Source organism: Oceanobacillus luteolus (assembly GCF_042678205.1).
Lineage (GTDB): Bacteria > Bacillota > Bacilli > Bacillales > Amphibacillaceae > Oceanobacillus > Oceanobacillus luteolus.
On the sequence record NZ_JBHUDE010000126.1, the window covers coordinates 1 to 14,638 of the forward strand.

General features: G+C 33.6%; 12 protein-coding genes. All 12 read left to right on the plus strand.

Annotated features, from left to right (window positions below):
- Positions 1-175: 175 nt before the first annotated feature.
- Entirely contained in the window at positions 176-1,357 is a 1,182-nt protein-coding gene (locus ACFSBH_RS13705; RefSeq protein WP_379598047.1) for an SAP domain-containing protein, read from the plus strand.
- Between the two features lie 918 nt (positions 1,358-2,275).
- Complete coding sequence (locus ACFSBH_RS13710; protein ID WP_379598049.1) at positions 2,276-3,151, plus strand: ArdC-like ssDNA-binding domain-containing protein; 876 nt, start codon at positions 2,276-2,278, stop codon at positions 3,149-3,151.
- Entirely contained in the window at positions 3,148-3,453 is a 306-nt protein-coding gene (locus tag ACFSBH_RS13715; protein WP_379598051.1) for a hypothetical protein, read from the plus strand. The genes ACFSBH_RS13710 and ACFSBH_RS13715 overlap by 4 nt, the downstream gene beginning before the upstream one ends.
- A gap of 152 nt (positions 3,454-3,605) precedes the next feature.
- Complete coding sequence (locus ACFSBH_RS13720; protein ID WP_379598053.1) at positions 3,606-6,965, plus strand: DEAD/DEAH box helicase family protein; 3,360 nt, start codon at positions 3,606-3,608, stop codon at positions 6,963-6,965.
- A gap of 63 nt (positions 6,966-7,028) precedes the next feature.
- Entirely contained in the window at positions 7,029-7,778 is a 750-nt protein-coding gene (locus ACFSBH_RS13725) for a hypothetical protein (RefSeq protein ID WP_379598055.1), read from the plus strand.
- A 229-nt stretch (positions 7,779-8,007) separates the two neighbouring features.
- Positions 8,008-8,676, plus strand: a complete 669-nt coding sequence (locus ACFSBH_RS13730; RefSeq protein ID WP_379598057.1) for a hypothetical protein — start codon at positions 8,008-8,010, stop codon at positions 8,674-8,676.
- Positions 8,677-8,687: 11 nt separating this feature from the next.
- Positions 8,688-9,269: a hypothetical protein gene (locus ACFSBH_RS13735; RefSeq protein WP_379598059.1), complete on the plus strand. Its 582-nt coding sequence runs from the start codon at positions 8,688-8,690 to the stop codon at positions 9,267-9,269.
- Between the two features lie 17 nt (positions 9,270-9,286).
- Complete coding sequence (locus ACFSBH_RS13740; protein WP_379598061.1) at positions 9,287-9,820, plus strand: hypothetical protein; 534 nt, start codon at positions 9,287-9,289, stop codon at positions 9,818-9,820.
- Positions 9,821-9,951: 131 nt separating this feature from the next.
- The gene (locus ACFSBH_RS13745; protein ID WP_379598063.1) at positions 9,952-10,374 is read left to right on the plus strand and encodes a hypothetical protein; all 423 of its coding nucleotides are present in this window, start codon (positions 9,952-9,954) and stop codon (positions 10,372-10,374) included.
- A gap of 14 nt (positions 10,375-10,388) precedes the next feature.
- Entirely contained in the window at positions 10,389-12,602 is a 2,214-nt protein-coding gene (locus tag ACFSBH_RS13750) for a type IA DNA topoisomerase (protein ID WP_379598065.1), read from the plus strand.
- Positions 12,603-12,700: 98 nt separating this feature from the next.
- A complete protein-coding gene (locus ACFSBH_RS13755; RefSeq protein WP_379598067.1) occupies positions 12,701-13,246 on the plus strand; it encodes a restriction endonuclease in 546 nt (181 codons plus the stop codon).
- Positions 13,247-14,063: 817 nt separating this feature from the next.
- Positions 14,064-14,507: a hypothetical protein gene (locus tag ACFSBH_RS13760; RefSeq protein ID WP_379598069.1), complete on the plus strand. Its 444-nt coding sequence runs from the start codon at positions 14,064-14,066 to the stop codon at positions 14,505-14,507.
- Positions 14,508-14,638: the final 131 nt, after the last annotated feature.

Genomic DNA, 14,638 nt, shown 5'->3' on the forward strand with positions numbered 1-14,638 from the left:
ATAGGTAACATCAACCACAAAATAATAAATTACTATAATCAAACTGGTATGAAAATCTAAGAAAATGAAAGAAATCGGGAGATTTCACTTACTATAATGAGGGAGGTTTGTTGAAAAGGAAATTAAAGAAGGGTTCTTTACAAAAATATCTAATAAATAAAGAAAGGAGAATTACATGAAAAGTTTTAGTGAAGCCGACATTGAAAAATACTTAAAATATACTGATGAAAATGTACTCCCACTTGAAGAACAATTGGGTCGGTGTTTTATGTGTGGTGTATCTCTTAGTGAAGTAGAGTTGCCTGAAGGACCAGAAAAGAAAGTTGTTTGCTTAAAAGACCGAGATCATTTTATTGAATTGTTTGAAGAACTTGAACATGAGAATAGTGGAGCAACATATGAACCTGAATTTTTAAAAGAGGATGAATCAGGCCTAATCCCTGGTGAAGTTATCTTACTATATTGGTGTAACGATAAAACTACAGATAAAAAGTTCCCTCTATATTTTAAGAACAACTATGCAGTAGACGCTCCTAAATCAGTTGAAAAGCTACTAGATAAAGGTTTTCTGGAATATGGTAACTATCATGAGCAACTTAATGCTCTAACAATTCCAAAGCTAAAAGAAATACTTAAAAGTCATAAAGTTAAGTCTAAAGGCAAAAAGGCTGAACTAGTTCAGCGAATATTAGACAATGAAATAAAAGAAAGCAATATTCCTAAATCATATAGATTAACAGATAAAGGGAGGCAGATAGTTGAATATAGCGAACATATTATTTTAGCTCATAAAGATAAATATTTCCCAGTTTGTATGGTTTATATGGCTGTTAGATATAGGGAAGAGTTTCCATATCCCACTCGTTATGAAGATTTAAAATTAGGTGTTTTAGATACTAAAATTGAAGAGTATACTGAAAACAATATGATCTTTGAACTGGAACAATGTTTGAATGTGAAGGGAAAACACTTAGAAAATTACAACAAAGACTACGATCAATCTCTTGTTTACGCACTCCTACTGACACTTATCAGTCTTTATGACACAACAAGACGAGTTCGCTTTGGCGTAAAAAGGATTGATTACAATGACATAGATAGACTGATTACTAAAGGTAGTATAGACAAAAAACAATTTAATTATTTATTTGACCAGGCTTTAGTTTTATTTAATTTCGATGGATATGATTTGGATTTAATAGATTCAGACGAGATAAAATATATTCGAGAAGCTATTTACAACATTGATTATATAAACACACAAAAATATATTGAAAAGTATATCAGCGCGAAGTTTTTTATAGAATATGGTTCTGATAATCACTATATGTTCATTTCTGATATTGAAAAATATTGACTTCTAAGTAAAAATGTCTTTTCTGCGAAATTATCATTAAATTTTAATAGTTATTTGACTGAATGAATACAAGAATGTAAGAAAATAGATAAGAGCATACATTTTATTTAACGGGAGATTGTGAAAAAACATACTTAAACAAACGGGCGCTTTAGTTTAATTAGAGCAATAAAATATCGAACAAAACACGCTCAGATTTCTGAGCGTTTTTATTTGCCATTTATATTGCAGATTAGCTGTTGAAATAGATGTTAATTATGTTTTTAAATACATTGTTTCTGGGATTCTTCTCCCCATCAACCGAATCAGTTAATTTAATTCACCTTGTTTTTATATTTGTCTTAGTGATCATTGATCTATATTCAAAAACTGAATATCTATCGTTCAATATATGAATATACCTAGTTTAAATATTTAATATCTATCGTTCATTTTTTGAACGATGAAGATTTTACCCATCGTTCATTTTTTGAACGATGAGATATCCACATTTTTTTACTTTTTCTATCGTTCACTTTTTGAACTATGAAATCCATCATTCAAATATTGAATGTACCCATATTCAAATATTGAACATATAATCTTTATAATCTTTTAATAAGCCTTTATAAAAGATAATATATATAAGGATGCATAACTAAAACATTTTCTTATCTTGATGATTAAAAAGAAAAAGGCTATAATGTTATTGTAATTATTTTATTTTTATATTTTAATGTTGTCTTTTTAGACAATCTGGAAAACGACTAATTTATCGAGCCTTTGGGTTCCATGGAAAACATACTATCTGTATGTCTTCATGTACCCAGGGCTTTTTTGTGTACATAAAAATAGGTGAGGAATATTCAACAAGCGATCTGATTTTTAGATGGCTTGTTTTTATATAGATATTAATAGAAGAAAGAGAGGATGTTTGTTATGCAAAAGAAAAAGAGGAAGTGTAAAGGACCAACTCAAAAAGAGAGAGTTCAAGAATTACTGGATATTTTAGAAGATGGGGTGCTTAATTTTCTACCGGATCCAGAGAAGTTCAAAGCTATCCTAGAAATGAAGGCGCTAATGCCTAATTATTCACTTCGTAATATTATTATCGCTAAAGGCCAATTACCCCACGCTAGATTCTTAGCAGGTTACAAGCGTTGGAATGAGTTAGGGCGTTATGTTCGAAAAGGTGAAGAGGCAATACGTATATTAGCTCCAAGAATTAAAAAGGTTAAAAATGAAGAAACAGGAGAAGAAGAAAACAAAAAGATTGGTTATATCCCGGTAGCAGTTTTTGATTACTCGCAAACTGAAGGTGAACCACTCCCAATAGATAAGATAAAAATCGAATTGGAAGGTGATTCACCTGAAGCAAGAGCAATCATTTCCATAGCGGAACAAATTGCTGAACAAGATGATTGTCCCATCTATTATGGCGACACCGGTACAGCAAATGGCTTCTACCGACCATTTTTTCATGATATCACTGTCAGTGATAAATTATCCGTAAATCACCGTTGTAAAACGCTGGTTCACGAATTGGTACACAGTAAAGTGGATCGTTTTGGAAGTATAGAGCGGTCAAGTAAAGAAAAGGAAGTAGTTGCTGAGGGTTCTGCCTTTATTGTTTGCAGCTATTTTGGACTTGATACCAGCGATTATTCATTTGAATATGTAAAAGGCTGGGGGAATGAAGATAATCCTGTAATGAGGTATGCTGAACGTATTTTTGAAACTTCAAGTAGCATTATTAAAGAATTTGAGGATCTCATGGTAGCTAAAACTGAAGCGGATGAGGAGTGTGTTGCATGACTACTCCTGAACAGCTTAGAAAGATTAGCCAAGAAATGAAAAAGTTCGATATCAACACTGCTGATGGTCGCAAGGAACGAAACGCTTTGGCAGTAAAGTGGAGAGAAAGTTATCGGAGATGTGATTTTGGATTTACACTTGGAGAACAGGTACGTTGCTCAATATCCAATAGGCATCGAATCTATAGAATAACGAAGATAACAGATGATAATCGATTTTTATTAGACGATGATTTAATCGTTTCGGGGATTCTCATTGAAAGATATGAAAAAGAACCGGAGCAAATGATATTTGAAATTTAAGAGGAAGCAAAAAAAACAAGTTGCATTATAGAACATTTGTTCTTATAATATTTTAATAGGAGGTGTATCCTATTTCATTATCACTAATGTAGATAGGATACACTAAGTAATTTGTACTCCTATCTACATTAATTTGATATTGAGATAGGAGAATGATGATTCTTGCAGATACTTATATAAAGAATGAAACAGAAGAAAATCCTAAGATGTTAGAGGTTAGAATCAACAATCTTTATCAAGACGTTTTTTGTTATGGATTAGCAGTAGAAAAAAATAAACAAGGAAGGGAAACAGTAAAAATGGCTATTATCGCAGGAAATGACAGCAGTCTGCAAGCGATAAAAGCCAGTATGGATATTGGTTCCAATGGAATTAACTTTGGATATGGATACAAACTTGATACTTCATGGTTTTTCCAATCTGAGATCCGCGGACTATACGCTGAAAAAGGGAAATATACTCGTTTTCCTCTTCCAATTGAAGGCGAAACATCATATAAAGCAATGGTCATTGCTCACGACGATGTTTTATCTAGTACAGGCGAATATATTATTAGTTTTAATACCAATCCTGCAGAGGAAATTCGTCGCCATCTAGGAGGTAGTAGATATGGATTACATCTACTTCCTGAATGGAAGCAGCCATTATATGAAGAATTACTCAATAGAGGTTATTTAAAAGAAGTCCCAATGTATTTAACTGAGGGATTTCAAATAAAAATCTTTAAATTAAATTTAGAGGAAGAAGAAGCAGATAATTTAGTAGCCGAATTGATTCGTAGTGGTGTTTTTCGTTTTGACAATGGAATTGATAGCTCTTATGGTCAATCCATAAAGAATTTAGATAATCTTGAAGATTATTTAACTGCGAATGTAGATGCCATGATGGATAAAGTTAACGAACAAGTTACACCAATTCATGAACCACTAGAGAATGATTCATATCCATATTTCGATGAGTACGACAGGCCACTGTTTCCTGTTCAGGCGCATGTTGCTACTGCAATTGTAAAGAAATTAAATAAGCAAAAGAATGTTTTGCTAGAAGGAGAAATGTCCACGGGTAAAACAACAATGATGACCGCCATTGCTGATGCCTATGCTCAAAATAGCGGAAAAAAAGGGTTCTTTTCTTGTGTCATGGTTCCACCTAACCTAACCAAGAAGTGGCCGCGTGAAATTAAAGATATTTTAAAGAACGCAGAAGTCCATGTTATTGAACAATCTTCTCAACTAATTCAATATCATTCTAACTGGACTCGACAAGGCCGACCGAAACCAAATAAACCAACATTTTTTGTAATTAGTTATAATACCATGAGAGATGGTGCTGCTATTCGTCCAGCTGTTGATTTTTATAATAAAAAGACAGCTAATGGTAATGAGTATCGCTATGGTTGGTATTGCCCGTCGTGTGGAAAACCACATCAACAAGTTATTGATTCTCAATCAACGATTGACGAAGAAGGTAACGAAGTAATAGAGGAAGAAAAGGCTGTTTTAAATGAATATGAATTCGGTACAACTCGTCGACTTCATAAATCAAAATTGCCTGCCAATGCATTTTGTAGTGAGTGCGGAGAAAGTTTATGGACTCGTAAAGTGATCAATCGTTATGATTCTTTCAAAGAATGGACAAAGCATGAATCTAAGCTGCTCCATGCGATAAAACAGGAGTCTCAAACCTTGATTTCTCATATCCAATCTACACAGGAGCCGTTAAAGAAAGCTAGAGGTTTTCCTCGTAAGGTAGCAACGATTGATTATATCAAACGAAAAATGAAAAACTTCTTTGATCTAACAATTGTTGACGAAATTCACCTTACAAAGAGCGGTAATACTGCTCAAGGGAACGCTTTAGGGGCTTTAGCAAGTGCATCTAAGCATTTAATTGGAGGTACGGGTACTCTATTTGGTGGCAAGGCAGAGGACGTATTCTACATTTTATTCCGATTGTTTCCGTATTTAATGAAACAAAATGGCTTCGAGTACAACGAGGTCACGAAGTGGAACCATGAATATGGGAATGTTGAAAAGACTACCACGACTTATGGGAGCGGAGATAATGGAGAATACTCCAATAAGAATTCGCACGGTGGCTCAAAAACTAGAACATCAGAGAAGGTATTACCTGGTATTTCTCCTTTCGTTTACGGAAAATTCCTTGTACAAAACTCCTGTCTAGTTCGTCTAGTTGATGTTTGGCCAGACCCAGTTGAGTTAGTTGATGTACCAACAATATTTGTACCAATGGATAAAGAATTACGTGATTCATACGAAGATATGCAAAGCACGTTTGAAAGGGAGATAGATAGCCGTCGAGACGGTAAAAAGTTATATTTACCATTAACTCAAAATGGTGTAGCTTTTCCTGATAATCCATTTACCTATCCAGATGTTTATTATAAAGTTCTGGACGAGATAACAGATACAGTACAAAGTAAACTTATTTGGAGTCCGAAGTTATTAGACGAAAACATTTTACTCAATAAAGAAAGAAAACTTCAGGAAATCATCCAGGATGAAATAAACGAGGGACGAAAATCAATTGTTTACGTTCGAGATACCGGTTCTTCGAATAAGGGTCGAGACGTTCGTCCACGACTTAAAAAAGTGCTGGAGGATATTGGAGCAAAGGTTTGTATCCTAGACACAACCACTACAAAAACTAATAACCGCTCCGAATGGTTAGAGAAAAAGATAGAGGAAGAGGGATACGATGTATGTATTGTATCTCAAGAACTTGTAAAAGTCGGGTTAGACTTACTCTGTACACCAACCCTGATCTTTTATCAATTTTCTTGGTCCTTGTTCACTATTAACCAAGCAGCACGAAGAGCCTGGAGAATCGGTCAAACAGAAGAATGTAGAATTTTCTACCTCGCATATGAAAATAGCTATCAAGAACAGATGGCACAACTCATTGCGAAGAAGAAAAAGGCTGCAGCTGCAATCAGTGGTGATGTATCTTCCGATGGATTATCCGCTATGCTTGGTGATGAGGGAGACCTACAAGCAATGCTTGTTAAGTCCATTCAGAAAGGTGAAGTCATTAAAGGTTCTGCGGAGGAATGGGTTTCTCAAACTTCTGATCGAGCTCGTGAAATTCTTTCTGGAATCGGTAAGAAGAAAGTTGCTACACCTAAAGTACAATTTATTAATTGGGTTAAAGCAACGGTGGAAAATACATCTACTCAAAATATCTTAATTGATAAAGCAGATAAGATTGTAGCTTGTATTGAAAAAGAAAAACATAGTGGATTTATGATAAATAATGGGGTGCTGGAAATCGATTTAGTAAAAGCATTTGGCTTTGAAATTGTTGATGATAAAGCAATTCTTTCTCACTTGATAAACGTTGAAAGAAAACCATTGGCGAAACCAGCTGATAATAATGATGATGCAATTCAGATATCATTATTTACCGTTGGAGAAGAGAATGAAAAAGTGAAAAGAAAATCTAAGAAAGCACCTGTTGAAGGGCAACTTGGATTTGACTTATTCGCGGGATAACAAGCAAGGGTGGATAGAATACTATCTATCTGCCTTTGTAACTTAATTTGAAGAGGTGCAATAATGTCAGCTCTAGAATTAATAATGATTATGGCTGCTGTTTATTTTTACTTCCAATATAATTTTGAAAAACTTTTATATCTTCCAAAGGAAGTTGAACGTGATCCATATTATCAAGCTATTTATGGTACAGGGGAATTTTCCAAAGAAGCCATAAAGCAAAAGCAGATAGAGAACGAACAGTTAGAACAGGATATGCAGAATTACGTTGAGAACTTTGAGTTATCCATTGTAGACTCAAACGAAGCTCAACCTAATAAACTTACTTTAGAAGCTATTGAAGTTTCTTCAGATGAGGAAGTAGATGCATTTATTGAAGAACTTCAATCAGAATTTAGCGATATTATAGTTGACTCCACTTCTGTGGAAGGAAATTCTGATAGCAATGATATTGAAATTAATAAAAAGAAATCGGAGCAGATGAAGATGATTATAAAAAACAACAGTTTACTGACTGAAGAAGAAGGAGATTTTTTGGATGTAGCGGATTTAGAATTAGCCACATACCAAGATTTCCCGAAAGCTTCGATATCAGATGATATCGACGGTCCTCAACAATGGTTTGTATATGTTGAAGGGAAAGAGAGCGAATATCTACATGTTTCCGACGGTGCCAACGGTGCTAAAAAATGGGTCCATGTAGGGAGTATAGCGAATGATATAAGTATTGACGATATGTTAATGCTATCTGTGGAAGTAGTGAATGGAAAAATTCATGTAAATGATTTGGTGATCATGAATAATTTTCACTAATTTTTTTGAATCAACGCATAGGGCAACTTAACCAGTTGCTTCTTGCGCAAAGGGAATTAAGTTATAGTTCCTTTTGCCCAGGAATTTTTCACAAATTTTATAGAAATAAAACAAAAACAGTTGGAATTATAGTTGTATATAGTATAATTCACTTATATAATTAATGAGTTTAAATAGTAGGAAATTACCTGTAAAATTTTTGTCAATAAGTATTTAGGGGGAAAACAAATTGTTGAAAGAGAACGGGTTAAACGAGTTTATTGAGAAATTAAAAACTAAAAATATATATTTAAATCAACTGCAAATTACATATAAACCTGGAAAAGAAAACCCTTACGCTAAGTTATATTGTTATGGTATGGAAGATGTGTACTCAGAAGACGAATATTATGAAAACATATATGAAAATCTAATTGCTGCTGATCTAAGTTGGCTTAATACCGTCGCTAATCAGATTCGCCTGCCAATGGAAGCCACAGTAGAGGTTGATGATGAGGGTAATTTTGTAAATGATGAAATAAAAATGGTTATTCGAATTGATGCACCACAAATAAAGGGGAGTGTTATACCTTTTCTATATCATAGAATCCAGCCTTTTATTTTACTAAGTGAAATAGTTGATACAGTAGAAGTAAGAGGGTTTAAAGGATCTCTTCAATATGTAAAACTTAATCTTAAAGTCGATACAAAGCTATTTACAACTCTCCTTAACAAGAAAAAAGTAAACCGCTCCATACTTGAACAATGGTTAGCTTCCATAAATAATTATGTGACTGAAAACAGCAGTAACCAAGAGATATTTGAAAATCATTTCCAAGTAGTGAATGGGAAAATAAACGTTAAGTATAAAATGGAATTAGTTGATCAGTACTTTTCCCTTGCAACTAAAGAGCATTGAGGAGACTTATTATGCGGAAAAAAATAATACTTCTATTAATTGTTTTCAGTTTTATCTCTCCTCTTTCATCTATGGCTATGGTTGATTTAGACCGGATTGAAATGGGAGAGACAATGTTTCAAAGCGAAGAAAGTTTAGGGGATGCTGCAAATAATCTTGCAATGACTATCGACGAAAACACTTATATTTGGGCAAACATAATACCTGCTATCTTTACTGCATTATTTATTTATTTTCTTATTCGACTGGCTTACGCTTTAATTACTAAGGTGGGTACGACATTAAAGAGTGCAACGTGGGGTTTGATAACTATTCCCCTAATCTTTATTTTTTTTAGAATAGTTGGTATATTTATATTAGGGGAAAATGATATCATTAATGTAGATGGTTACTTGAACAGTATTATTTCATTCTTATCCTCTGCCATTCTATTTGTGGCATTGGGTATGATATTAATCGGCTTGCTGTTCCGTATGTTTAATAAGTTAATCAGTCATCCTGCTTACAGTAGATGGAGTAACCGTTTATTCCTATACTCTGGTATATCAATCGTTTTATCAATCGTGGTAAAACCTGTCCTCTACAACATCTAGAAGAGAGGGAAAAACTCATGCAATTGCATTTAATAAATAAAAATTACAGTGAAAATGATAATAACCAACCAACATGTCAAACTCATTGTTTGTTTTATGATAACAAAACAGCTAAATGTGGCTATTTTAATAATGAAGTACCGAAAGATGCTCTATATACCGCTAAGTGCAATGAGTATATAGGTAAAGAAGAGTGGGAAGGTTACACTGATGATATTTTATCTGAGGAAAACTCCGTTGAAAGCTCCTCTGCATATCCATTTGTGCCACAAGAAGGATTAGATAGAGAAGATGCTGTTTGGTACGTGTCACCTGATGAACAATTCGGCTGTTGGATCATCTCATTATCAGAAAAGCAAAGGTTTATGACGATTAATTCGCTTCAAATTAATAAAGAATTAATAAGGTCTGGAAAATATCGTTCACCTTATCCACTGCACAATCATGGATACGGAGGTGAATCTGCAAGTCAGATAGCATGGGTAATAGATGAACAGGGAATAGGACAATATGCTTGGGTGATAGCAGGAGATATAATTTTCGTGAATTAATTGAACCATATAGTATTAACTTAATAATGTGTTATAATATACTCAAATAAATATAGTAGGTTAAATCCCTTATAAACAGGATAGTGAGTCAAACGGACTATCTCTAGTTTATTGGGGATTTTTTTATTTTTTTGGGGGGATTTACCATTATTGCATACTTAATATCACAAGATGAGTACTACAGAGAAGGATTTAAGAAACTGTTGGAAATAACTATTCCTAAACTAACAATTAAAGCATTTGCTGAAATTCCAGCTAAAATTCAATCAGATGTAGCATTAGTTATTATAGAACCGGTTTTTGAGGAAAAAAGAAATAGAAATATAGAGGATATTGAACACTTAGCAAACTCTTACCATGCGCGTACTTGTCTATTATTGGACTCACCAAATAATGATAAACTTCTTCAACTTTTAAATAATAAAGTTTATGGAGTTTTTTTCAAATCCGATTATACATTCGACTTAGTGGAGGGGTTAAAAGAAGTATTGAAAGGTGAACGTTATATTCCAGGAAGTGTTGCTAAGATCTTACTCGAAGTGTATCAACAGTAAGGAGGGAGCGGGTTTTGGGTAAACTTTTATTTATATGCGAAAAGAACTCTGTTGCAAAAATGATTGCTGATGCTTACCGTGCCACTAAAAGGAATGGTTATTACGAAATAACACCTTGCAAGACATTTCCACAAGGAGCCTATATATCATATGCTGCAGGTCATTTGTTATCTATAATGTCACCGGGAGAAATGGAAGAAGAATGGAAGGATTGGACACTAGAGTCATTACCTATTTTACCAAGCCAATTAAGTAAGAAGGTGGAACGCACTAAAAGTAAACTTTTTTCCACTATTGCATCTCTAGCTAAAAAATCTGATGTTATTGTTAACGCTGGTGACGCAGATGTCGAAGGAACACTATTAATTCATGAAATCGTACTGTATTTGGGGATTAAAAAGCCGTTAAAACGATTGTGGTTAACGTCACTTACACCAACCGCTATTAATAAAGCAGTTGATAACATGGAAGATTATTCAAAGAGATCCTATATGTATTGGCAGGGATTAGCCCGTTCTGAAGCGGATTGGCTATACGGGATGAATTTCTCACGTCAATTTACATTACTGCTTTCTAATCATCCGGACTTAAAGGGAAGAACATTTCCTGTAAAAAATAAGAAAGCCTCAAATGTGTTTAGTGTAGGAAGAGTTCAAACCGTTGTAAACTATCTCATATATAAAAGAGAGTTGGCTATTGAAAATTTTGTAAGCGAACCATTTTGGGATATATATGCTGACTTCTTAGTTGAAGGCAAACGATATAGTGGTAAATGGTTCATTCCTGAGGAAGAGCATATATTCCATAAAGAACAAGCTGACTTTTTAAAAAACGATATAAAAGAGAAGCGTGCTGTGGTACTTACAAAGAATAGTAAAGAAAAGCTGATTCCACCACCCCAATTTTTTAACTTAACAACTTTACAGAAGGCTGTCGATAAAAAGATTGGTTTATCTCCTGATCGAACGTTAGCAGAATTACAGGAAATGTACCTTGCTGGTTATGTTAGTTATCCAAGAACAAATATCGAATATGTAGGAAAGGGAGAAGCAGAGACATTCCCTACTGTTTTGAGTAACCTTGCTTCATTAGAGGAATATCAGGCCCTATTACCCGCTCCACTTAAAGACATTTCAAATGATACGCGTTTTGTAAATCCAGAAAAGGTTCTTGAACACTATGGAATTATATTAACAGAGAAAAAAGCGGATTTAAGTGTATTTAATAATAACCAAAAGGTAATCTACGATTTGATTGCTAAAAGTATGATTGCTGCACATTATCCAGCTGTAAAGGTCCAAGAAGAAGAGATTGTTACTCTAGTAAATGAACAGTATACCTTTAAAAGTAAAGGTAAACAGATTGTAGAACCTGGTTGGTATAAAGTTCTTCCTTCTAATCATGAAGATGACATTCTACCTCCCTTGCACGAAGGACAAGTAGGATATGTAGTTCAATCAGATAGTAAAGAAGGAAAGACCAAACCTCTTTCACGTTGGAGTGAAGCGGATGTTGTCGTTATGATGGCCAATGCTTATAAGGAGTTACCAAAGCATATTAGAAGCGATTATTCGACAGATGAATTGGCATTGGGAACGGTAGCTACCCGTGCTGAAACAGTGAAAACCTTAAAGGATCGTGGATACATTGAGATTAAGAAAAATAAAGTATATATAACTCCAAAAGGTAGAATTCTTGCTGTTTCCATGGAGAATATTAACTTGTTTACTTCTCCTGTATCTACTGGAAATATGCAGAAACACCTCAATGAAGAGATAAAGGATCATGCAACCTATCATCGATTCATTCAAGGGATTCGAAAGAGAGTTGTTCATACGATTAATGAAGTAATGAAGGTACATAGTGAATGGGATTTTTCTTCTATCGATTTATCCAGCTTAATTAAAGAAAAAGTACACGAAATTACTTCAACTGAACCAATAGGGGTTTGTTTACTATGTGACAGACCAGTTATCGATAAAGGCAAGCTATATGCATGTAAAGATGAAACAAAGTGTGATTTTAAGATATGGAAAACTCAGTTTGGTAGAAATATCGAATTAGAACATGCACAGAGTATTCTAGAAAAGCGAACAACACCATTACTCGAGTTTTTTTCTAAACCAAAGAATAAACACTATTCCGCTTATATTGTTTGGAATGAGGATAAAAATGAATTAAATTTAGCTTTTCCCGAGAGAAGTAAGCGTCCTATGAATAAGAGATAAAGATTGCTTGGTATAAATTGTCTACCTTTAACGTTAAAAATAAATTTTAAATCAATGAGGTTGTAACCAAGGTATGTATAAGAAGGAGAGCGGAACTATTGAAGAATTCGAATGAACAACTAATAAATATGTATGTGGGACTAGTTATTTTAATTTCTGTATACGTATTTGCAAAAACTTCATCACTGCCTCTTGCATTTATGACGGGTTTTTTCCTTTTAACTGCTTACTTAATAATTCAGGCTTTTTTTAGGTATGGTAATAATATTCGTTTGAAAAAATCTGGAATAGATGACATCGATAAAATGAATGGAATTCAATTTGAAAAGTTCCTTTCATTGCTTTTTATAGAGCTTGGATACAAGTCCAAGATTACTAAAGCAAGTGGTGATTTTGGTGCTGATTTAATAATAAGTAAGGATGGGATAAAAACTGTTGTACAAGCTAAGCGGTATTCCTCTAAAGTTGGAATAAAAGCAGTGCAAGAGGTTGTTTCTTCTATGAATTACTATAAGGCTTCGAAAGCAATGGTAGTGACAAACAGTTATTTCTCAAAAGCTGCAATTGAATTAGCGCAGTCAAATAACGTTGAAATGGTAGATAGAGATAGATTAGTAGATATACTTTTACAAAATAAATTCTAAAATTATCATAAAGTTTAAAGAGATTGCTAATAAGGAGCAGTTTTTATGTATGCATTAAAACAGTGGGTAATATTCTTGCTACAGACTATAATCAAAGGGATTACAGAGTTACTAAAATTTTTATTTATTAATCTGGAGAAATATATTCAACGATTTTTTAGATGAAGAGAGGGGAGGTGGCCAGAGAAGGCATGATGTTTTTTCGTATGTTATTTAGAGTACATATAGTGGAAAATTTCTTTTTTTACTTGCTTTTATTGTTTGTTTTTACCTGGAATTATTTTTTATTGCCTAATACAATACCATATTATGTGTTTCATTTGTTGGAGCCATTAGGTATTAATCAGTTTCTATTATTAATGCTGGCCAACTTATTATTTGTAATATTACTATCCTTGTTATTTATTTATCCAAACAAAATAACAGTTCAAGCCTTTAACTTTGAACGAGAAAAAGACAAGAAAGCAATGTTTTGGATCTGTCAGACAGTGAGTTTAATAGTTGTTATTTTTATAAGACAATTGTACGAGAGTGTAATTATATTGTATTCGTAAATATGTTAAACATAAAGAACACACCAAATCTAATGGTGTGTTTTTTAGAGCTTAAATGTCAATTTGTTGTAGAGAGTTCACCATTGTTATACACATGATTGACAGATTTAATAATTAATGAGTACATAACTACTTCAATAAAGTTCACTTAAATAATCCTATTTTGAATAAAAATCTAAGTTTTAGGCCCATACTGTACATAAACGTGTGTCTACGGTGAACCGAGTGTACGGTGTACTGGACCAAGCGAAAGGAGAATTCAAATGAGTAGTGTGAACCTAAACCAGAAAGTAGCTCCAAAAACTCTGAATAAATACAACGAGCGAATGAACTTATACTTACAAACAGGGAGAATCACCAAAAAGGGAGAAATATTCGAGCTGTTGTATCAGGATCATATGGAAGTGGAGCGGAAACGACTGTTCTTAGAAACTTGTAATGAACTTTCTAAAGAATTGTTTATCACATTGGAGAGAGCTCAGAACCTTCTAATTCAGGAAACAGAATATTTTATCTTACAAAAGGAACGTATGCGACGTGAGTATGAAGAACGCATAGCTGCAAAAGATTTAAATATACGAAATTTGGAAGATTCCATGCAAAAATATAAAATGGATCTAGAAGAAAAGATTGTGGAGAATGCCGAAATACGTAAAGGAATGGAGCGTCTTCAAAAAGCAAATGATAGGAAAAATCGTGTGGGATAGTTTTAACAAATTAAAAAGGACAAAGTCTGGGAGTGTAAAATAAACTGTGTAAGTGAGAGAGCGTACGGCTCTTGCTTCGCAGTTTATTTTTTTATTGTTAGAATAAACATATAAGATTGGGAGGTTATTCT